This window comes from Ruegeria sp. HKCCSP346 (assembly GCF_017872595.1).
In the GTDB taxonomy this organism is placed as follows: domain Bacteria; phylum Pseudomonadota; class Alphaproteobacteria; order Rhodobacterales; family Rhodobacteraceae; genus Ruegeria.
On sequence record NZ_JAEDOT010000001.1, the window covers coordinates 754,568 to 775,771 of the forward strand.

Here is a 21,204-nt window from a genome sequence, read left to right on the forward strand (position 1 = left end):
AGCGCTTACATCACAAATGCAAGCGCTTACATAAACGCTTTCATCCCTGGAAAAATGCGACTAACTTAGGCGAACCGGAATTGAGAGTTCGAGAATGTCAAAACATCGGTCCGCACCGACGCTGGATGACGTTGCCAAGGCAGCAGGCGTTTCAACTGCCACCGTGTCACGGTGCCTGAACACCCCGCAACAGGTGGTCGAGGCAACGCGGAAACGTGTTCTGTCTGCCGTAGACACCCTTGGCTACACGCCGAACTTTGCAGCCCGAGTGATGGCTGCACGGCGTTCTTTCACGATAGGTGCGATAATTCCGACGATGGAAAATGCAATCTTCGCAAGGGGGTTGCAGGCGTTTCAAGAGGAGATCCACAAACAGGGCTACACCTTGCTGGTCTCCAGCTCGGCCTACCAGCCGGCCGCAGAAGAAGATCAGATCCGAACGCTGGTTGCGCGGGGCGTGGACGGGCTGTTGCTGATCGGGCATGACCGGGACGTACAAATCTACGACTATCTCGAAAAGCGAAAAGTGCCGGCCCTTGTAGCGTGGTCTTTCCTGCCAGACGAACCAATACCGTCCGTCGGGTTTGACAACAGACGGGCGATGGAGGCTTTGACAAGCAAGATCATCGAATTGGGCCACACACGCCTGGCAACGATTTCAGGCATCAGCAAAGGCAACGACCGTGCGCGTCTTAGGATCCAGGGGATAAAAGACGCGATGTCCCGACATGGACTGTCGCAGGATGAACTGGCCGTGATCGAAACCTCGTACGAGATTGAAAACGGCGCCGATGCGTTCAAGCGTCTCATGTCGAATGACAACCCGCCGACCGCGGTGTTGTGCGGCAACGACGTTCTGGCCGTCGGTGCGGTACGGCAAGCTCAGCAGATGGGACTTCGGGTGCCCGAAGATGTATCGATCACCGGATTTGATGATATCGAGCTAGCGCGCATTGTCGCCCCTGCGCTGACAACTGTCCATGTTCCTCATCGTGACATGGGACGCAAGGCTGCTCAGGCGCTGATTCAGATGATCGAATCCAACGCACCGGGCAAATCTGTTGAACTGCCGACGCACATAGTTGGCAGAGAGTCCTTGCTTGGCCTCAACAGCTAGAACCGGCTTTGCAAGCCCGTTGAGCAGATCCGTGGAAACACGTGCCAGCTAGATCCGTAAAGGCGGTGGCTAAGCCACGCAACGTCACCTTTTTGATTAATTAACAAAGCCTTACAGTCCGAACTGGAGCGGGTAGCGGGAATCGAACCCGCGCGTTCAGCTTGGGAAGCTGACAGGCTACCATTACATCATACCCGCCTTGTCAGATGAAATAACACCAGAACATCCAGACGTTCAACCCGGATCGTAACCAACCTTTTTCGGGTTCTTACTCGGTTCGGGCCCGCAGGCTGTCAATCAGGGACTGGTCGACGGCCAAGGTCTTGCCCGCTGCTTCCAAAGTACGGCGATCCAGATGCTGGGGGTTCAGATCAACCCCTTCCGAAAACGCCTCGACAATAGCCTTCATGGCCGTAATCCTGGCATATTTCTTGTTGTTGGACGGGATCACGTGCCAAGGGGCAACTTCCGTAGACGTCCGTGCCAGCATTTCATCCACGGCCACCTCTGCGACATCCCATTTTTCGCGGTTTCTGAAATCTTCATAAGTCAGCTTCCAGCGTTTCATCGGGTTGGTCAGCCGTTCGGTAAATCGGCGCATCTGCTCTTCCTGTGAAATGTGGAAGAACAGTTTCACGATTCGAGTCCCGTCATCGACCAGCATTCGTTCGAAATCATTGATTTCCTGATACGCGGCCCGCCAGCGTGTTTCCGGGGTCAGCTTTTCGATCCGCTCAACCAAAACTCGGCCATACCAGCTGCGGTCGAAAGCGGAAATCGCACCCGAAGGCGGCAGGCGTTCCCAGAAACGCAACAGATAATGCCGGTTGAGATAGTAGTTCCGGGGCGCACCGATCGGCCAAACCTTGAAGCTGCGCGGGTCCAGGGCCTGACTAATCCGGCGAATGGTCCCCCCTTTTCCGGCAGCGTCCCACCCTTCGAAAACCAACACGCCCTTGAGCCCGTGAAACAGATAAGCTTGCTGAATTCTCGCCAATCGTGTCTGCAACTTGATCAGCTGATCGAAGTAGACCTTTTTGTTCAGTTTCCTGGTCAGATCCGCATCCGAGAGTTTTGGGGGGTGATGTTTGCTCATGCTGCCACCTGATCAATGCATCCTGGATCAGGGTATTCTGAAACCTTCTGCAAATTCGACATTGATCAGGGTCAAATGCAAAAGGCCGGGCGCTGAGCCCGGCCTTTGCAGTCTGTGTCGTTCAGATCAGGCGCGGCGCCGACGGCCACCACCGCGACGTCCACCTACGGGTCCTGCGGCACCCGCTTCGTCCGGTGCTTTGTTGAACCGGATCCACTCGCCGCCATGCGGGTCGTTGTTGGTCAGCAGGTTGGCGGCGCGGATGGCCTCCATCTCTTTGCCGGCGCGCGGCTTGGTGGAGCCCAGGCCGAACATCTGCACGAACGCCTCGTCATCCATGCCTTCGGGCAGGATGATGCCCGCCGCGGCAACGGCCTCTTTTTTCTCGGCGATTTTTGCCTGCGTCACCGGCAGAGCCACCGGGTTCATGATGGCCGAGGTCATGCCCGCGCCCATCGCCATCGGCAGGAACGCGTTGTTGATGCCGTGACGGTTCGGCAGACCGAACGAGATGTTGGACGCTCCGCAGGTGGTGTTCACGCCCAGTTCTTCGCGCAGACGACGGACCAGCGCGAATACTTGCTGACCGGCGGTCGCCATCGCACCGATGGGCATGACCAGCGGGTCAACCACGATGTCATGTGCAGGGATGCCGAAATCGGCAGCGCGTTCGACGATCTTCTTGGCGACGTCAAAGCGCACATCGGGGTCTTCCGAAATACCAGTGTCATCGTTCGAGATCGCCACGACCGGTACGTTGTACTTTTTGACCAGCGGCAGAACCAGTTCCAGACGTTCTTCTTCACCGGTGACCGAATTCAGCAGCGGACGACCTTCAGCCGCCTCAAGACCGGCTTCCAGCGCGCCCGGAACCGACGAGTCGATACACAGCGGCACGTCAACCAGACCCTGCACCAGCTCGACGATCTTGCGCATCAGCGGTGGTTCGGTCTCGTTCGGGTTGGGGTTCGAGTTGTAGACAACGCCCGCATTGATATCCAGAACGGTCGCGCCAGCCGCTACCTGAGCAATGGCGTCTTTCTCAACGGTCGAAAAGTCGCCGGCTTCCAGCTCGGCGGCCAGTTTCTTGCGGCCGGTCGGGTTGATCCGCTCACCGATCACGCAGAACGGTTCATCAAAGCCCAGGACGGCTGTTTTTGTTTTTGATTCTACGACTGTTCGGGTCATGTCCGTTCCTTAGGAGTTTACAGGCTTTGCCGAAGCGCCGCCGTTATTGATCGCCCAGTTGGCGTTGGTCTTGATCCCGCCCAGCGGGAAGAAGTGCACGTTCGTGATGTTGAAATCCGGGTTGGCCGCCTTGTGGTTGGCCAGTTCGGTCACGACATCGGTCGGCTCATAGGGCAGCAACAGCTTGGAGACATCCATGGCGCGCTTTTGCAGAACCTTCAGAGACGGCCCAACGCCACACGCGATGGCGAACTTGATCAGGGTTTGCAGCTTGGCTGGACCCGCGATTCCGATATGGATCGGCAGATCGATGCCCGCTTCTTTCAGGCTGTCGGCCCAGGCGATGATCGGCTTGGCGTCAAAGGCGAACTGTGTTGCCAGCGCCATTTCGGCATCCGTGGTCTCGTTGAACTTCTGCTTCCAGCGCAACGCGTCATCGACGTTCTTGGTCGAACCGTCCGGGTCGATGTCCTTGTTGCCTTCGGGGTGACCCGCCACGTGCAGGCGCTTGAAGCCCGCCTTGTCAAACAGACCGGTTTCCAGCAGCTGCATCGAGCTGTCGAACTCGCCGTGCGGGTTGGCGACACCGCCCGCCAGCAACAGCGCCTGTTCAACGCCTGCTTCGCCCTGATACATGGCGATCCAGTTCTCCAACGTCGCCGCATCCTTGATGATGCGTGCCGGAAAATGCGGCATGACAGGGTAACCTTCCGCCGCAATTCGCTTGGCCGTCTTGACCATGTCTTCGATGGGCGTGCCCTCGATATGGGCGATATAAACGCGTGTACCCTCGGGCAGCAGCGCGCGGAAATCGTCGACCTTTTCGGCGGTACGCGGCATGACCTCGATCGAATAGCCTTGCAAAAAGGCTTCGACGGTCGGATTTACTGGGCCGCTTTCGACCGCATCACGTTTCTTGAAGTTCAGCAAAGCCATTTCGGCCTCCCATAAAGTCTGGGGCTCATGCCCAACCGTCATTTGCGATCAGCGCTTTGACGCGGTCCTGATCGTATTCCGTTTCCAAACGCACAGCCTCGGCTTCGGCAATCTCGGCAGGATCGCCTTCGACCGCGAAAGGTTCGGCTTTGCGCCATTCGGCCAGATAGGCATCACTGTCCTTGGCGTTCACCTTCATGGCCGCACGGTCGATGGCTTGTTCAAACCGTTCTTCCAACTGCCGCTTTGCGCCCCGACGGCCTTTGCCGACGATGACCTGAGCGGGAATGTCGCGCCAATACACGATGGTGACGTCAGGCATTGCTGTGATTCCTCCTAACCCGATGGGCCGGTTCTAAACTTCAATGTAGGCCTGGGTCGGTCGATTTTCGACACACGACGCTTTCCAAGCGACGTTTTGTGCCCACTGCGGTGTACGTGGCTTTTACCCAGTTTCTGGCAAAACGCGCATATCAAAATTCTCATCGTCTCTATGAAAGCGCTGCATGAAAAAGAAAAACCCCGGACGGTAAAAACCGTCCGAGGCAAGAATTGATGGAGCAAATGGCCTTAGCCGACCAAACCGCCATCTTCGCGCGTAATGGCGATAATGGCCGAGCGCGGCACCGAGTCCCCGCCTTCAGGCCAGTGGCTGTTGCCGTCTTCGCCCGGGTGCTGAATACCGACAAACATCGTACGACGGTCCGGTGACCAGCTGAGACCGGTGACCTCGCATTCGTTGGGGCCAACCAGAAAACGACGGATTTCGCCGGTGACAGGGTCGCCTGCCAGCATCTGGTTGTTGCCCTGCCCGGCGAAGTCACCTTCGTTGCCATAATTGCCATCGGTCTGAATCCACAGCAAGCCGTTGCTGTCGAACTTCAATCCGTCGGGTGAGTTGAACATATTGTCGGCGTTCACGTTCTCGGATCCGGCATAGGCGTCTTGGTGGACGGTGGGATTGCCTGCAAGCACGTACAGATCCCAGCCAAAGCCAGCCGCAGCATGATCGCCGCCATCCGGGCGCCAGCGAACGATCTGACCGTAGTGGTTCTTGTCACGCGGGTTCGGGCCGTTGGCCGAGGTATCGTCTCCCCCTGCATTCGGCTTAACGCCACGGTTCTTGTTGTTAGTCAAGCAACAGTAAACCTCGGGCGCGTTTGGATTAGCCGCAACCCACTCGGGACGATCCATGGTGGTTGCTCCAACCGCCGAACCAGCCTGACGGGTGTGGATGCTGATCTCGGCCTGCGAGGCCATGCCAGTGCTTTCCGGCGTCAGATCTAGCCACTCACCGGTTCCATCGTCGTTGAACTTGGCAACCGAAAGTGTGCCTTGTTCCAACAGCGCGTTTGTGTCCACACCAGCGGCATAAACACCTTCCGAGACAAAGCGGTAAAGAAACTCGCCGCGTTCATCATCACCCATGTAAACGACCACGCGACCGTCATTGTTCACTATGACTTCGGCGTTTTCGTGCTTGAAGCGTCCCAGAGCGGTCAGTTTTCGCGGAGTCGAGGTTGGATCAGTCGGATCGATCTCAACCACAAAACCAGCACGGTTCGGTTCGTTTGGGTTTTTCGAGACGTCGAACCGGTCATCAATCTTGGCCCAACCGTAACCCCAGTCTTTTGACGATACGCCATAACGTTTCAGATCAGCATTGACCTCGTGATTTTCGTCTTCGGCCGAGAAGTAGCCGTTGAAGTTTTCTTCACAAGCCAGATACGTGCCCCACGGTGTCACGCCATTTCCGCAATTGTTCCATGTTCCCTTGCACGTCGTGCCGGACGGATCGGCGGCCGTTTTCATCAAGTCATGACCGGCGGCCGGACCCGTAATGGACATTTCGGTCTGCGGTGTAACGCGGCGGTTATAGGGGCTGTCCTTAACGATCCCCCACTTGCCATCGGTGTTCGCGATTTCCACGATCGTGACACCATGCGCCATCATGCCCTTTGCGATGTCGTCATCGGATGCTGGCTTGGCGTCCGGATTGTTGCCCCACAGGATGTCACGATTGGTATATTCGTTGTTTACAACCAGCAGAACGTGACCGTCATGCAAGAAAATGTCCTGACCATCGGTATTGTCACCAAAGGCGCGTTCCTGGCTGGCAGCTGTGCCCCGGGTCGCGTGATCGAACTCTGGCGCGTCCGACCAAAGCGGATCGCCCCAGCGCACCATGACCTCGGCCTTGTAACCAGCGGGAACAATGACCTCGTCCGCGGTCGACACTGGAATCGCCTCAAACGCGAAACGGTTCGAAACCGCGTGAGCCCCTGAAGGAATCAGCGAACCACCAACAGCTGTGAAACTACCCATCGCCAAAACGCCGCCAAGAAAACCGCGACGGGACAATGCGCGTTCGACAACGCGATCAAATTCACATTCTTCTGGGCGCGGATTTACGACTTCATCGAATTCGTCGAAGGAAAGGATGCGCTCATCTTTCATTGCGGTCTCCGTATCTGGCTGAGAGCTAATTGATAAACCCGAACGTGGGTTCGCCCATGGAGATCGCATCATTTTGTGAACGGCATGTGACACGCGCGTTAATTTCAAAATTGAAATCACTTGCACGTCAGCAATCCCCCGCCTAGGGTCGGGGTAACTCGAAAATCGGAGGGCGTAAAGATGGCGCCCAAGCGTCCCAAAGGTGCGGGCGCGTTCCCGAAAGCGGTCGAAAGCCCCGCGCCGGCAAGACCCGATCCGGATGCTCTTTATGCGGCACTGGATCTGGGGACAAATAGTTGCCGCATGTTGATAGCCCAGCCCAAGGGAAGTGGGTTCCATGTGGTCGACAGTTTCTCCAAATCCGTGCAGTTGGGCGCGGGTCTGGAACGCACCGGACGACTGTCGCGGGCGTCGATGTCGCGTACCGTTCAGGCATTGCGAATCTGTCAGCAAAAGCTGAAACGCAACAAGGTCAAACGGATGCGTCTGATCGCGACCGAGGCGTGCCGCCGCGCCAAGAACTCGCGCGAATTCATCCGACAGGTGAAGCGCGAAACCGGCCTGACGCTCGAGATCATACAGCCCGAGGAAGAAGCCCGTCTGGCGGTGATTTCCTGTGCCCCACTGGTTTCGACCAAGACCGAGCAGTTGCTGGTCGTCGATATCGGAGGCGGCTCGACCGAATTGGTCTGGATCGACATCTCGTCCGTTCCACGCCGCGACCGACCCGCGGCCATCATGCGGCTGCATCACGGGTTTCACACTGTCGACAGCCCTTTTCCAGCCGCCAAGGTCGTTGACTGGATCAGCGTACCGCTGGGCGTCGCCACACTGCGGGACCAGTTCAATGATGTTGAGGATGACGCGGCCCGATTTGCGTTGATGAGTTGGTTTTTCGAGGAAAACCTTGCCGACTTTGCCCCCTACAAGGACGAACAGGCGCGCGAAGGGTTTCAGATCGTCGGCACCAGTGGCACGGTCACTACTGTCGCGGCATCGCATCTGGGCCTCAAGCGCTATGACCGGACCAAAGTGGACGGGCTGCGCATGACCAGCGATCAGATTGACAAAGTCATACGCGGGTATTTAGAACTCGGCCCTCATGGGCGGCGCCGGGACCCTCGCATTGGTGAAGACCGGCAAGCCCTGATCATGTCCGGCTCGGCCATATTGCAGGCATTGCTCCGTTGCTGGCCCACTGACCGCCTTTCGGTGGCGGACCGGGGGCTGCGCGAAGGTCTGCTTTACGCACAGATGAGCGCGGACGGTGTATTGGAAGACGGACCGTTCTAATGGCGAAGACACCAAGTGGAAAAAACAACTCGGGCCGCGGGCAGCGCGACCTGAAGGTCAAGGTCAAGACGGCGCGCGGGCGCAAGCTCAGCTCGACGCGCTGGCTCGAGCGGCAACTGAACGATCCCTATGTCAAGCGTGCGCAGTCCGAAGGCTATCGGGGGCGCGCAGCTTACAAGATTTTGGAACTGGACGACAAATTCCGCTTTCTCGTGCCTGGGGCGCGGGTTGTGGATCTGGGCTGTGCGCCCGGCGGTTGGTGTCAGGTTGCGGTCAAACGCGTGAACGCGCTGGGCGAAAAGTCAGGCAAACGGATCGGAACCGTGCTGGGCATCGACCTGCAAGAGGTCGAACCAATCGCCGGGGCCGAAATCCACGTTCTGGATTTCATGGAGGATGACGCCGACCAGAAGGTCAAAGACTGGCTGGGCGGCAAGGCAGACGTCGTGATGTCGGATATGGCGGCGGCATCTTCGGGGCACAAGCAGACCGATCACCTGCGCATCATGGCGCTGTGCGAAACTGCCGCCTATTTCGCCTTTGACGTTCTGGAAGAAGGCGGCACTTTTGTTGCCAAGGTTCTGGCTGGGGGGGCTGAGGGCGATCTGCAAAAGTTGCTCAAGCAGAAATTCCAGAAAGTCGCCCATGTCAAACCGCCGGCGTCTCGCTCGGACAGTTCGGAAAAATTCGTTGTGGCAACCGGGTTTCGAGGCGGCTCTTAATCATCTAGCCGGATAAGATTTCCGCTCAGACGCTGTTCACGCAAGGACGTGACAGCCATTCCCTGCAACATCAGCGTATCTCCGTGCGTAACGTATGATGGTTCCCGGTTGCGCAGGTCTTCGATGCGCTGGGCTAGTGACACCGAACTTGAACCCGGCATCTTCCGCATTGTTGCATCGTTGGACATGGCTCACCTCGGATCAGCACTTTGTTCTTGGCTGTAACAAGGAATTCTGCCGTCAAAATGAAAGAATTCGGGCACGGATGTGCCGGGTCAGCGCCCAAACTGTTGCGACAATTGCAGCAGGTTCGGATCATCCGGCAACCTGTCCAGCGCCTCTTGCAGCACTGTGCGCGCAGCTTCCGGGCCACGATTGATCTGCGCCAGTTGCACTAACATCGGCCACGCCTCTGCCCTCTGCGGGTCCAGCGTCACGACCTCTCTGAACGCCTGTTCCGCCGCCTGCGCGTTGCGAAGCGTCAAAGCCATGCCCCCCAGAACAAGATGGGTTTCCGGGGCGTCCAACCTGTTCGAAATGACCTGCTGCCATTCCGACATGCCCTGCCCAAGCTTGGCCCGCTGCTCAGCCGTCAAGCCCTGCGGCGGTATGCTCAGGAACTCTTTGGCGGCGGCGATGCGCACGTTTCGCAGAGGATCAGATAACAACGGCTCGAGCCTGCGCACCTGATCTGCCGGGCTGGCCTGACGTTGCAGCGCCGCTGCATTTGCTCGTATCAGCGGATCAACGTCCTGCAAAAGCGGCGCTGTGTCAGCGGCGATCTGTGGCGACCCAAACGGTTGCAACAGATAAGCGGCGGTCGCTCTGACGATCCCGGGCTGCGACGCATCCATTGCGACGGCAAGCAAACCTTCGGGCGTGTCGAGCTGCCCTTCGGCCGCGGCTTTGAAAACTGTCCCATAATGCGGGCGTCGATTTGGCGATCTCGGAAACCAGCCCTCTATCTGGCTTGCGGCCCAGGCCTGATCCTGGTCTTGATGGCAGTCCGTGCAGGCATCAACGCCTAGCCCAAGATCCGGTCGCGGTATGCGAAAACTGTGATCGCGTCGACCGTCGACACCCATGTAGGTCCGCTCGATCATGTGGCAGCTTTTGCACTGGGCGCCTTCGCTGTTTTCCGGGTGATTATGATGCGCAGGCGTGTCATAGTCCTTTGCGGAAAGGGTTGCGAATTCCGGATTTCCGGCAGGCGAATGGCACTGTGTGCAAACCCCGTTTCCTTCGGCTTTCAAGTCTGCGCTGTGTGGTTCGTGGCAGTTCATGCATCCGACGCCCTGCGCGTACATCCGGGATTGCAGGAACGAGCCGTAGACGTAAACCTCATCCAGAATTTGCCCGTCGGGATGATATGAACCGGGGCGCAGCACGGCCAGATTATAAGCATCATGGTACGGGGTTCCCGGAACCGGGTTTCCGTTGCCATGCGCCTCGCGCCGGGAATGACATCCGGCGCATTGCTGTATTTCTTCTTCGGTCCGCCCCTTGCCCCAACTCAACAAAAAGCCGGCATTGGCCAGGCCATCTGAAGAACCCCGTTCCCGGACCCAATCGAGATGTGCGGACCCCGGCCCATGGCAGGCCTCGCACCCGACCCCGATTTCGACCTGTTGTGACGTGTAGCTTCTGGTTTGAGGGTCGTAGTTCTTCTCAAAACCCGTGGCATGACATTCGGCGCAGCGCGCGTTCCAGTTCTTGTAAGGGCCGGTCCAATGTAACCCGTCATCAGGCGGCAGGTCCTGATCAGGGTACAGGTGATACCAGCGCTTTTGCTCTATGTCCCAAACCACGTCGAAACTTTGCAACCGGCCCGGTTCGGTTTCGAAAAGGTATTGCTGCAAGGGTTCGATTCCAACGACGGAATGCACGTCATATTCCGTCGTTGCACCGTCTTTCTCCGTTACACTAGCGGTGAAGCTGCCAGCCTCATTTTTGAACTGGACGGACATCCCGTCATGATCGAACCGGGTACCGTCGAAATCCGCCACAACAGCGCCGTCAGAAGGGTCTGTCCAGGCCAGCGCATGGTGTGACGCGGCCCAGGCTTCGGCTTCTTGTTGATGACAATCGGTACACTGGTCTGAGCCCACATATTCTGGCGTCTGCGCCTGAACTTCACCAGCAATTGCAAGGCAGGCCAGTATCAGGGCAAATCTCATGCCGTATCTCCTTCGGCGGCTTTTTGCAGGTCAATCAATGCACCGTTGTATTCGGCCCCCAAGATCAGGATCGCCGAATAGAGATACAGGAAAATCAATGCCGCCATGGCCCCCGCCAATCCAGCATAGGTGGCGCTGTAGGTGGCGAACTGGCTGATATAAATTGAAAACGCCCACCCACCGGCAGCCCACAAGACCAAAGTCAACAAGACGCCGGGCAGGATTTGCGTCAAGCTGTGCCTGCGGGTCGGCAGCACGAGATGCGCCAGAAGAACGGTACCCGCAGGAACCGCCACGGTGAACGTCCAGCGCAGGCGATCCACGGAAAACCAGTTGGCCACGGCAACCTCCGTGTGTTCAGCCACCAGTTTCGTATAGACCGGCAAAACCACCTCGACCGCGGCAATGATCAGAATGGCCGACCCGCCCAGAATAACCAGCACCAGACAGAGCAGCCGGGTTTTCCAGAACGGCCAACTGTCTTCGTCGTGGTAGGCCTGATTAATGGCTGCACGTACGGCAGCCACGCCGTTGGAGGCAAAGTAAATCGCCAGCAGCCCCCCCAAGGTGATGACACCCGAGCCGGATCCGGCCAGAACGGCCCGCAGTTCGGCCACGATCGGATCTGCAACGTCCTTGGGCCACGCTCCGAAAATCAGGTCGATCAACTCATCTGTGACATAGCCTTGAGACAACGCCCCTGCCAGCGCCACGGTGAACAGCACAAAGGGAAACAGCGCCATCATCAGCGACATGGCCACATGGCTGCTCATGACAAAACCGTTCTTTCTGCTGAACCGGCGGATCGACAGCCAAAGCGCCTGAACAGGTCGGCCAAACAAGGGATTCGCGGCAGTTGTCATGCTGCAACCCTAACCTGCCGAAATAGAACACAGAACCCGTCGTGATAATCTATTTGGCTAATGAGGGCCAACAAACGCCTGAACGCATTGCATAAACAAGACCTCGCGTGCAGGATTGGGCGGCGCAGGACGGGAAATGGGCCAGATACAGGATACCGAATGACCCCGGATCAAAAAGACATCACGGTTAGACCCAAGCTTCGATTGTCCGTTGTCCGGGATACATGCATCATCGCGACCCTGATCGTGCTGGGTCTCTATGCCGGTGCGAACTTCCTGATCCCGCTGGCCATGGCGCTGTTGGTCAATGTATTGATCATCGCGCTGAGCGATCGCGTCGTCGCCCTGACCCGCGCTCCGGTCTGGCTGGCCAATATTGCCGGTGTGACTGTCGTTCTGGCCGGTTTGTTCATGATCATGTACGTGCTGGGCAGTCAGGCGACACAGTTTGCACGATCCATCAGCACCTATGAAAACCAGTTTGACGGTGCGGTCGAGCGTGTAACGGGGCTGGTCGGCAACGACGTGACCACCTTCATTCGTGACAATCTGGTCAGTATCGACATGTCCTATGTCGCACGCGTGTTGCTGGGCAGTGCCACCTCATTGTTGAACCAGTTCTTCCTGATCAGCCTTTATGTCGCCTTTCTGATGGCCGAACGACTGGCCTTTCGGAAAAAGATCCAACTGGCCGCCGGAAACCCCGTCGCCGCAGCAGAGTTTTCCGCCATGCTCGATGCGATTTCGGTCAGCTTGCAGCGCTATGTCGGCGTCAAAACCCTGATCAGCCTGATAACGGCAACGATCAGCTATACGGTTTTCCGCTCGCTTGGTCTGGAATACGCGGAAACCTGGGCCGTATTGACCTTTGCCCTGAACTTCATCCCCTCGATCGGTTCGATCATAGCGGTGCTTTTTCCGGCCATGATCGCGCTTGTTCAATTCGAAACGATCATCCCCTTCCTGGTGATCGTGCTGGGATGTGGTACGATCCAATTCCTGATCGGCAATTTCCTTGATCCGGCCATGCTTGGCCGATCCCTGAACATGTCGACCTTTCTTGTCATTCTGGCCCTGACCTTCTGGACAACGGTCTGGGGACTGATCGGTGCGTTTCTGAGCGTACCTCTGACCGTATGCATCCTGATCGTGTTCAGCCACATCCCGGCCCTTCGGCCCGTCGCCATACTGATGTCACTGGATGGCAGGTTGGGCGAGGACAACAGTCAGGCCGCAGCAAGCTAGGTCATGAAACGCCCCCTGTTCATCGGATCGGATATCTACCGCAACTCGACCTACGGTTCAAAACATCCGCTGGCCATCCCGCGGGTGTCAACCGTCATCGATCTGTGTCGCGAACTGGGATGGTTGACCCCCGAGAACTACCGCGTCAGCCCCTGCGCAAAGCCAAGTGTATTGGAAAGGTTTCATACGCCGGACTATATCGCCGCCCTGCAAAAGGCCGAAGCGGACCAGCACGTCACGGACGAAATACGGGATAAATACGGTTTGGGGACTCTGTCGAACCCGGTCTTCGCCGAGATGTACCGGCGGCCGGCAACCGCCGCCGGTGGGTCCATGCTGGCCGCCGAACTGATCCGGGATGGAGGGATCGTTTTCAACCCTGCGGGCGGCACCCACCATGGCCTTGCGGACCGGGCGAACGGGTTTTGTTATCTGAACGACCCGGTTCTGGCGATACAGACCCTTTTGAGCGCTGGCCTGGATCGCGTGGTCTATGTCGACATCGACGCCCATCATTGCGACGGGGTTGAACTTGCGTTTCACGGGTCGGACAGAGTTCGGATGATCTCGGTCCATGAAACGCGTCGATGGCCGTTCACGGGTCAACTTGAGGAAGACGCCGGTGGCGCGGCCTTCAACCTGCCGGTTCCACGACATCTGAACGACGACGAATTCGCCGCCATTCTGGATCACTTGATCCTGCCTGCGACCGAAGCGTTCAAACCGCAGGCGATTGTCCTGCAATGCGGGGCCGACGCCGTGGCCGAGGACCCGCTTTCGCGTTTGACCCTGTCCAACAACGCGCATTGGCGAACGGTGGCGGCGCTGAAGCCTCTTTCGCCTCGTTTTCTGGTTCTGGGTGGCGGCGGATACAATCCCTGGTCCGTAGGGCGCTTGTGGAGCGGCGTCTGGGCCACCCTGAGTGATTTCGAAATTCCTGACACACTTGACGTAGGTGCACAGAAAATCCTGCGGGATCTGACCTGGAGCAGGGCCGCGGGACAGGCGCCTCACCCCCACTGGCTGGACAGTTTGCGCGACGCGCCCAACACCGGGCCCATACGACAGGAACTGAGGAACGATTTGCGCCACCTCACCGCCAGGCATTCACGGTAGATCGGTCCGCAAAAGCCTGTTAGCATTCCGATATTTCGGGATATTCCTGACCGGCTTACCCCCTGTTCCGCTATCAATTCGTTTCTTCCAGCTTGGCACCGATTGGACCACCACCCATGAATGCACTTAATCAGATACTTGATCTCAAGGCCCGCATGGGCCAGTCCATCATCGGGCAAACCGAGGTCATCGACCGACTGCTTATCGGCATGCTGGCCAACGGAAACCTTCTGATCGAAGGTCTGCCCGGATTGGCCAAAACACGTGCAGTCAAGGCGATGGCGCGCAATCTGGATGCAGACTTCAGCAGGATCCAGTTCACGCCCGATCTGCTGCCTTCAGACGTGACGGGAACCGAAGTGTTTCAACAAACTGACGAAGGCGGCACCTTTCGGTTCGAACCCGGGCCGATCTTTGCCAATATCGTCCTCGCTGACGAAATCAACAGGGCACCGGCCAAGGTTCAGGCCGCATTGTTGGAGGCGATGGAAGAACGGCAGGTCACGGTTTCCGGGACCACCCACAAAATGGAACCGCTGTTCATCGTGATGGCAACCCAGAACCCTATTGAACAAGAAGGCACCTATCCTCTGCCCGAAGCGCAGATGGACCGGTTCCTGATGCATGTTCAGATCACCTATCCACCGGTCGAGGACGAGGTTGAAGTGATCCGGCTGGTGCGGGGCGAAGAGATCGCCGCCGGGAAAGGCGCGTCAAGCGAGCCACCACCGACAATCCCGCAAGATGCCGTTTTTGCAGCGCGTTCGGAAATCGGGCAGATCCATGTTTCGGATGCAATGGATCGTTATATGGCCGATCTGGTTCAGGCGACCCGGACGCCTGCGGCGCTCAGCGAAGAACTGGCCAGCTGGATCGAAATCGGTGCCAGCCCGCGTGCCTCATTGGCACTGGACAAATGCGGTCGGGCGCATGCGTGGATGAACCAGCGTGACTATGTGGACCCTGCGGATATTCGAGCCATTGCACATGACGTGTTCCGTCACCGCATCACGCTGAGCTTCGAGGCGCAGGGGAACGCCAAAACGGCAGATGACGTGATCGCGGAAATCCTGCGTCTCGTCGCGCTGCCCTGACTGTTAGGGTTGGCCGGGTGCAGCGATCCTCAGCATATCCCGATGATCCCCGCATTCACGTCGATGCGGATCACCTGTTGCGTCTGGAACTGCATTCCCGTGCCCTGAGCTTTTTACCACGTCAGCCTGCCCGCTCGATCCTGAATGGCAGACACGCATCACGCCTGCGCGGACGCGGCCTGAATTTCGAGGAGTTGCGCAACTACCAACCGGGCGACGACATCCGAACAATTGACTGGAAAGTCACGGCGCGAACCGGTGAGCCCCATGTTAGGGTCTATACCGAGGAACGAGACCGCCCTGCCCTGTTGCTGGTTGATCAGCGCGTTTCGATGTTTTTCGGAACCGAAGTCTACATGAAATCGGTCATCGCCGCCGAAGCTGCCGCAATCACCGCGCATCGCGTTCTTGGTCAGGGCGATCGTGTCGGTGGTCTGGTATTCAACGACACAAGCGTTGCTGAACACAGGCCGCAGCGCCGCGCGGCGGCGCTCATGCGGTTTCTGTCTTCCATCGGGGCTGCCAATTCGGCCTCGCATGCTGCCTTGAACCCGCAACCCATCGTAACTTTGAATGACATGTTGTCGGAAGCCGCGCGTATGACCCAAACCAACGGGCTGGTTTGCCTGTTTTCCGACTGCGACGGGCTTGACGAGAAATCGGAATCCCTGCTGCGCCGCATTGCGGTCTCAAACGATCTGATCGTGTTCAATATCGCTGACAAGACAGCCAAGGAGCTGGCGCCCGATCTGAAACTCACGGTCTCGGACGGGCGCGACCAGATCGAAATCGACAGCGCCGACCCCGAATTGTCCGGCAAAATTCGCAAATCCATGGAAGACAGGTTGGACCACCTGCACACATGGTCCCGTCGATACGGCTTTCCGGTTGTTCCATTGACGACCGCGGAACCTGCCCTGGATCAGTTGCTGTATCTGTTCGGACATCGCAGGGGGCAGAAATGAGCATCGACACGACAGGGAAATCTCTGGTTGATCTGCTGAATATGCTCGAGCCGGCACCGGAACCCACGCTTGTTTCGATGTTTCCGCAGACATGGGGGTGGTTGGCGCTGGCCGTCATACTGCTTGGCCTTGCCGTACTGGTCAGTGTTTTTTTCATCCGGCGAAGGCGGGCGAACGCGTATCGCCGCCATGCGCTGGCCGAGCTTGCAGACCCGGATATCACGTCGGCAAAAGTTGGCGAAATCCTTCGCCGCACCGCTTTGGTTGCATATCCACGCAGGCAGGTTGCAGGGATTCACGGGGATGACTGGTTGAATTTCCTTTCGCAAACCTCTGATGACAAGTCCTTTTTATCAGACATTGGGCAAACGCTGATCGACGCGCCGTACAAGGACCTGCCGCCAAACCGCGCCTTGACCCAGCTTGCGCGGCATTGGGTCAAGTCCCACAAACGGTATCGGGGAGCGTGATGTTTTCCTTCTCTGCGCCCTGGGTGTTTCTGCTTTTGCCGCTGCCGCTGCTGGTTTACGCCATTGCTCCGCCCCGGCGGGAAACAACCGTGTCCATTCGCATTCCGTTTTTTCGCCGCGTGGCCCAGGCGGCTGGCGTCGAGCCGCAGTCCGGGTCAATGATCCGAACCCGGGCCCGGCTGCAAACAGCCAGCGCCGCCTTGATCTGGATACTTCTGGTTCTGGCGCTGGCGCGTCCGGAACGTCTGGGCGATCCCCTCGTGATGGAAAAATCTGCCCGCGATGTGGTTTTGGCGCTGGATATCTCTGGCTCGATGGATCAGCGCGACTTCCGGACCGGATCCGGTGCCCCGATGCAACGGTTGGAGGCGGTCAAAGAGGTTCTCAGGCAGTTCATCTCTGAAAGAGATGGTGACAGGATGGCGCTGATCATCTTTGGAACACGCGCCTTCATTCAAGCCCCCTTCACGGAAGATCTGAACAGTTTGAATGGGTTCCTAGACCAAACTCAAGTTGGCATGGCAGGTCCGAACACGGCTTTGGGCGATGCGATCGGGCTTGGCATTCGAACCTTTGAATCCAGCGAGGTTGACCAGCGCCTGATGATTGTCCTCAGCGATGGCGCCGATACGTCCAGTCGCATGACACCCGTCAATGCTTCGGCCATTGCTGCGGAAAAGAACGTGGTTGTCTATACGATTGGTGTCGGAGACCCGAATGCCACGGGCGAAGACCGTGTCGATCTTCAGGCATTGAAGGACATAGCCGATCGCACGGGCGGAGAATATTTCTTTGCCGACGATGCAACGGCCCTTGAACAAACTTACGCACGCATTGACTCTCAGAACCCCAGAATGGTGGAAACGCAAAGCTATCGCCCCAAGCAAAGCCTTGCCCATATTCCGTTACTCATCGCGCTGATCGTCATCATGGTCAGCATGACTTGGTTCCATTTCTCACAGCGACACCAGGGGGCCGTCTGACGATGGATCTGGCTGATTTTCATTTTATCCGAGGCTATTACCTGCTGCTTCTCATCCCCATCCTTGTGTTGTGGTGGCGGATCAGGCCCAGACCGATGGCAGACACCAAACTGCCATCAGGGATCGCCCCGCACCTTGCAGAGGCCTTGCTGCTGGGCAAGGAAGAAAACAGGCGCATCCAGCCCATTGACGTTGCGCTGATCATTGCGGCGCTTGTCACTTTGGCGGCCTCGGGCCCGACATGGTCGCGCGCGCCCAACCCGTTGATCGCAGACACGGCCCCGTTGGTGATCGCTCTCAAAGTCACCAACAGCATGGAAAGCTCGGATCTTGCGCCATCGCGGCTGGATCGGGCACGGTTCAAGATTTCCGACCTGATCACCGAACGTGCCGGCGCACGTACCGCTTTGATCGCCTATGCAGGAACGCCGCACCGAGTTGCGCCGTTGACCGAAGATGCGAACATACTTCGTCCGTTGCTTGAGGGGTTGACGCCTGCGGTGATGCCGAAGGATGGCGATGCGGCAGCCGATGCGCTTGCGTTGGCTCAGTCCATTCTGGAAGACAGCGACAGCCCTGGGGCGGTGCTGTTTGTATTGGACGATCTTGATCCATCTCAGGTAACGGGGCTAAGCTCCTCTTCTTCTGATATTTTCGTTCTCACCATGCTGCCGGATGGTGGTCGTATCGCGCAGCTGGACAACATCCCCAACGCCTCAGCGGTCGCGTTTTCGGACGACGATCGGGACATCAATCAACTGATGCGCCGCATTCAATCGGCCTATACTGCAGCGCTGGATGAGGATGATCGCCTAGACTGGCAGGACAAGGGCTGGATCTTGGCCTGGCCTGCTGCGGTGTTGTCTCTGCTGTGGTTCCGCAAGGGCTGGGTAATTCGTTGGGCGGTTCTGGTTTTGATTGCGTTGCCTTCATCCGGCGCGCGGGCAGAAGGATGGCGAGACTGGTTTTTCACCCCCGACCAACAAGGCCAGATCGCGATGACCCAAAAACGATTTGGCGACGCGGCCGAGATGTTCGAAGACCCATATCACAAGGGATATGCCTATCTCAGGGATGGTCAATACGAAAAGGCGTCGTCCGTGTTTTCCACGCTGGACACACCGGAAGCTGCGTTTGCCGAAGGTATGGCCCGCATAAAAAACCGCGAGTATCGCCCAGCCATATCAGCGTTCGAGACCGCCTTGGAACGTCGCCCCGACTGGCCCGAAGCCCAGCAAAATCTCGACCTGTCCAAGGCCATCCTGGATTATGTCGAAACGACGCGTGAACAGTCTGACACAGGGGAAGAGGCTGGCATCGGTGCCGATGATACCGTGTTTGACAACGATGCAGCACGCGGCAGCGACACCACGGTTCAAACCCCCAAGGACGGGCCACAGTCACTGTCCGCCGACCAGTGGATCAGTATGATCGACACCGACATGCAGGATTTTCTAAGAAACCGTTTCCTTTTGGAAATACAGGAGCAAACAGAATGAGATACCTAGCTGTCTTCATCCTGTTGATGCCGTTATCCTTGTCCGCACAGGAAAACTCAGCCTATCAACCTCGGGTATCAGTGGACGTCCCGAACGAGGCCGTCATCGTCGGCCAGCCCGCCATCGTCCGCATCAAGGTTCTGGTTCCGACCTTCATGCCGCAGCCGCCTGTATTTCCATCATTGGAGCAACAAAATATCCTGGTTCGCCTGCCAGAGCGAGCTTCTGGTCCGGTAAGCGAAACGGTACACGGAGAAACGTGGTCCGGTGTACAGCGCAGTTATCGACTGTATCCGCTGACATCAGGGCCGGTCGCGTATGATGCGCAAGAGGTTGTCGTGACATTTGCCGACCTGCAGTCCAATGACCCGGTTCAGGTTTCGGTTCAGCTTCCTTCCATACAGCTGAACGCAGAGATCCCCGAGGGCGCTCAAGGTCTTGACCCGCTGATCATCGCAAGTGGTTTCTCTCTTGATCAGAAGCTGGACGGTCCGACCGATATGCAGGCCGGTGATTCCATCACGCGCGAGATAAGCGCGCAGATCTCTGGCACCACGGCCCTGACGATCCCGGCGCTGACGCCGCAGGATCAAAGCCAACAGCTGCGCGCCTATCCCAAGGAACCCCGCTTTTCGGAAACAGAAGACCGGGGCATCCTGTCCGGGCAACGGGTCGAAGAAACCGTGTACATCGCCCAAGACGGGGGCGAAACACAATTGACGGCCGTTTCCATCGACTGGTTCAATCTGGACACCGGTCAGATCGAAACGGCATCACTTCCCTCGACCAAGCTTACACTAGCCCCCCCAAGGCGGCAGCCGCCTGACGCGCAAACCATCATCAAATCAGTTCTTTACCTTGTCATTGTTGTATTCGCATTGTGGACTTTGGGAAGGTTTCTGCGCCCGCGCTATGCAACCTGGAAAACGGAACGGCGCCGCAGGTATCTGGCATCGGAGAAATATGCCGTCGATGCCTTGCGATCCGCTTTAAAATCACGGGATTTGCCCGCGGTTTATCAGGCATTGGATCTTTGGAAATCACGCAGCGCGTACCCCGAGCGTTCTTTGGATCTTGAAAGCAGTCTAATGAATATCGGTGCGGCGCGGTATTCAGCGACGGCTGGCAACAGCCCGGAAGACTGGCAAGCGGCCATGCAACACCTGGGCGCACTGAAAAGCGCAACAGAAAGAAAGAGCGAGTCTTTACCCCCGCTCAACCCTTAGACTTCAACTTTGACAGTTGCTGATCAGCTTGCGCCGGTCGATCAACCGTAGCCGGCTATACCCCAATTCCACAAGGCCCAGATCTGCCAGATGATGCAGATGTCGGTGCAACGTCGGCTGAGATACCGCAACCATTTCAGCAAGTTCTTCCTGAGACACAATAATCCATCCGTCCGAACTCAAAGCGCCTTCGTCAAGGTGCAACAGACGCAGCACAAGGCGCTTTTCAGACCCCGTAACCGCAAGATTGGCCATGATGCGCAGTGCAGTCTTCATGTTTTCATGCGTCAATGCATAGAAATCACGGATGTATTCCGGGTTTGTCTGAATCATGCGTTCTACCCGCGAGCCGGGAAAAAACAAGGTGCGGGTCTTTTGCGTTGCCACGACGCTGACCAGTCGTTTGGCTTCGGCAAACAGCGCAAGATCCCCGATCCAGAATCCTGATCCATCCTGATGCAATACGAATTCCTGTCCATCATCGGCAGGTGCCGTGATCTGAAGCGCGCCTGCGAGCACCGCATGAATACCGTTGGCGCGGTCGCCGTGGTGGTACAGGGTTTCTCCGGAATCGAAGGTTCTTTGAATTGCGCATGTCATAAGATCGCTCTGAAACTTTGAATCGCGCGTGCCAAACCAGTCGGTCTTGGCCAGAATCCGCATATCGTCATCAGAATCAAACATTTGTATCTTTCAAAGTGATCATATGATAAGTTTTCGATGCGTTTCATCGCGTAAAATAGCTGTGTTCACTGCC

20 protein-coding genes and 1 tRNA gene are annotated in these 21,204 nt (G+C 57.5%); 11 read left to right on the forward strand and 10 right to left on the reverse strand.

Annotated elements, in window-relative coordinates; genetic code table 11:
• Positions 1-94: 94 nt before the first annotated feature.
• Positions 95-1,117: a LacI family DNA-binding transcriptional regulator gene (locus tag I9185_RS03770; protein ID WP_171632337.1), complete on the forward strand. Its 1,023-nt coding sequence runs from the start codon at positions 95-97 to the stop codon at positions 1,115-1,117.
• Between the two features lie 124 nt (positions 1,118-1,241).
• Here the strand turns inward: I9185_RS03770 and I9185_RS03775 are convergent.
• The 6 genes from I9185_RS03775 to I9185_RS03800 form a co-directional block, all read right to left on the reverse strand.
• Positions 1,242-1,315: transfer RNA gene (locus I9185_RS03775), tRNA-Gly, on the reverse strand.
• A 70-nt stretch (positions 1,316-1,385) separates the two neighbouring features.
• Entirely contained in the window at positions 1,386-2,213 is an 828-nt protein-coding gene (locus tag I9185_RS03780; RefSeq protein ID WP_171632335.1) for a polyphosphate kinase, read from the reverse strand.
• A 126-nt stretch (positions 2,214-2,339) separates the two neighbouring features.
• The gene (locus tag I9185_RS03785) at positions 2,340-3,401 is read right to left on the reverse strand and encodes a methyltetrahydrofolate cobalamin methyltransferase (RefSeq protein ID WP_171632332.1); all 1,062 of its coding nucleotides are present in this window, start codon (positions 3,399-3,401) and stop codon (positions 2,340-2,342) included.
• A 9-nt stretch (positions 3,402-3,410) separates the two neighbouring features.
• Positions 3,411-4,337 (reverse strand): methylenetetrahydrofolate reductase, encoded by a 927-nt coding sequence (locus tag I9185_RS03790; RefSeq protein ID WP_171328330.1) that lies wholly within the window; start codon positions 4,335-4,337, stop codon positions 3,411-3,413.
• A 25-nt stretch (positions 4,338-4,362) separates the two neighbouring features.
• Positions 4,363-4,659, reverse strand: coding sequence for a virulence factor (locus tag I9185_RS03795; protein WP_117868895.1), 297 nt, complete (start codon positions 4,657-4,659; stop codon positions 4,363-4,365).
• A gap of 248 nt (positions 4,660-4,907) precedes the next feature.
• Positions 4,908-6,794, reverse strand: coding sequence for a PhoX family phosphatase (locus I9185_RS03800; protein ID WP_210092382.1), 1,887 nt, complete (start codon positions 6,792-6,794; stop codon positions 4,908-4,910).
• A gap of 180 nt (positions 6,795-6,974) precedes the next feature.
• Between I9185_RS03800 and I9185_RS03805 the strand changes: the two genes are divergently transcribed.
• Positions 6,975-8,087, forward strand: a complete 1,113-nt coding sequence (locus I9185_RS03805; protein ID WP_171115826.1) for a Ppx/GppA phosphatase family protein — start codon at positions 6,975-6,977, stop codon at positions 8,085-8,087.
• Entirely contained in the window at positions 8,087-8,809 is a 723-nt protein-coding gene (locus tag I9185_RS03810; RefSeq protein ID WP_171632325.1) for an RlmE family RNA methyltransferase, read from the forward strand. The genes I9185_RS03805 and I9185_RS03810 overlap by 1 nt, the downstream gene beginning before the upstream one ends.
• On the opposite strand, the gene I9185_RS03815 is transcribed toward I9185_RS03810, so the two are convergent.
• From I9185_RS03815 to I9185_RS03825, 3 genes are all read right to left on the reverse strand, one after another.
• The gene (locus I9185_RS03815; protein ID WP_171723236.1) at positions 8,806-8,997 is read right to left on the reverse strand and encodes a hypothetical protein; all 192 of its coding nucleotides are present in this window, start codon (positions 8,995-8,997) and stop codon (positions 8,806-8,808) included. The genes I9185_RS03810 and I9185_RS03815 overlap by 4 nt on opposite strands.
• 87 nt (positions 8,998-9,084) lie before the next feature.
• Positions 9,085-10,986 (reverse strand): cytochrome c3 family protein, encoded by a 1,902-nt coding sequence (locus tag I9185_RS03820; RefSeq protein ID WP_210092383.1) that lies wholly within the window; start codon positions 10,984-10,986, stop codon positions 9,085-9,087.
• A complete protein-coding gene (locus tag I9185_RS03825; RefSeq protein ID WP_210092384.1) occupies positions 10,983-11,849 on the reverse strand; it encodes a YihY/virulence factor BrkB family protein in 867 nt (288 codons plus the stop codon). Before I9185_RS03825 ends, I9185_RS03820 begins: the two co-directional genes overlap by 4 nt.
• A 159-nt stretch (positions 11,850-12,008) precedes the next feature.
• On the opposite strand from I9185_RS03825, the gene I9185_RS03830 reads away from it, so the two are divergent.
• From I9185_RS03830 to I9185_RS03865, 8 genes are all read left to right on the forward strand, one after another.
• Entirely contained in the window at positions 12,009-13,094 is a 1,086-nt protein-coding gene (locus I9185_RS03830; RefSeq protein WP_171723233.1) for an AI-2E family transporter, read from the forward strand.
• A 3-nt stretch (positions 13,095-13,097) separates the two neighbouring features.
• Positions 13,098-14,210, forward strand: coding sequence for an acetoin utilization protein AcuC (locus tag I9185_RS03835; RefSeq protein ID WP_210092385.1), 1,113 nt, complete (start codon positions 13,098-13,100; stop codon positions 14,208-14,210).
• Positions 14,211-14,326: 116 nt separating this feature from the next.
• Positions 14,327-15,304 carry a MoxR family ATPase gene (locus I9185_RS03840; RefSeq protein WP_210092386.1) on the forward strand — a complete coding sequence of 326 codons (978 nt, stop codon included), beginning with the start codon at positions 14,327-14,329 and terminating at the stop codon, positions 15,302-15,304.
• A 17-nt stretch (positions 15,305-15,321) separates the two neighbouring features.
• A complete protein-coding gene (locus I9185_RS03845; protein ID WP_210092387.1) occupies positions 15,322-16,269 on the forward strand; it encodes a DUF58 domain-containing protein in 948 nt (315 codons plus the stop codon).
• Positions 16,266-16,739 carry a DUF4381 domain-containing protein gene (locus I9185_RS03850; protein WP_210092388.1) on the forward strand — a complete coding sequence of 158 codons (474 nt, stop codon included), beginning with the start codon at positions 16,266-16,268 and terminating at the stop codon, positions 16,737-16,739. Before I9185_RS03845 ends, I9185_RS03850 begins: the two co-directional genes overlap by 4 nt.
• Positions 16,739-17,722 carry a VWA domain-containing protein gene (locus tag I9185_RS03855; RefSeq protein WP_210092389.1) on the forward strand — a complete coding sequence of 328 codons (984 nt, stop codon included), beginning with the start codon at positions 16,739-16,741 and terminating at the stop codon, positions 17,720-17,722. Before I9185_RS03850 ends, I9185_RS03855 begins: the two co-directional genes overlap by 1 nt.
• 95 nt (positions 17,723-17,817) lie before the next feature.
• Entirely contained in the window at positions 17,818-19,221 is a 1,404-nt protein-coding gene (locus I9185_RS03860) for a VWA domain-containing protein (protein ID WP_245223401.1), read from the forward strand.
• Positions 19,218-20,447: a BatD family protein gene (locus I9185_RS03865; RefSeq protein WP_210092391.1), complete on the forward strand. Its 1,230-nt coding sequence runs from the start codon at positions 19,218-19,220 to the stop codon at positions 20,445-20,447. The genes I9185_RS03860 and I9185_RS03865 overlap by 4 nt, the downstream gene beginning before the upstream one ends.
• Before the next feature lie 3 nt (positions 20,448-20,450).
• Here I9185_RS03865 and I9185_RS03870 read toward each other — a convergent pair whose 3' ends face one another.
• Positions 20,451-21,131, reverse strand: a complete 681-nt coding sequence (locus tag I9185_RS03870; RefSeq protein ID WP_209833043.1) for a Crp/Fnr family transcriptional regulator — start codon at positions 21,129-21,131, stop codon at positions 20,451-20,453.
• Positions 21,132-21,204 lie beyond the last annotated feature (73 nt).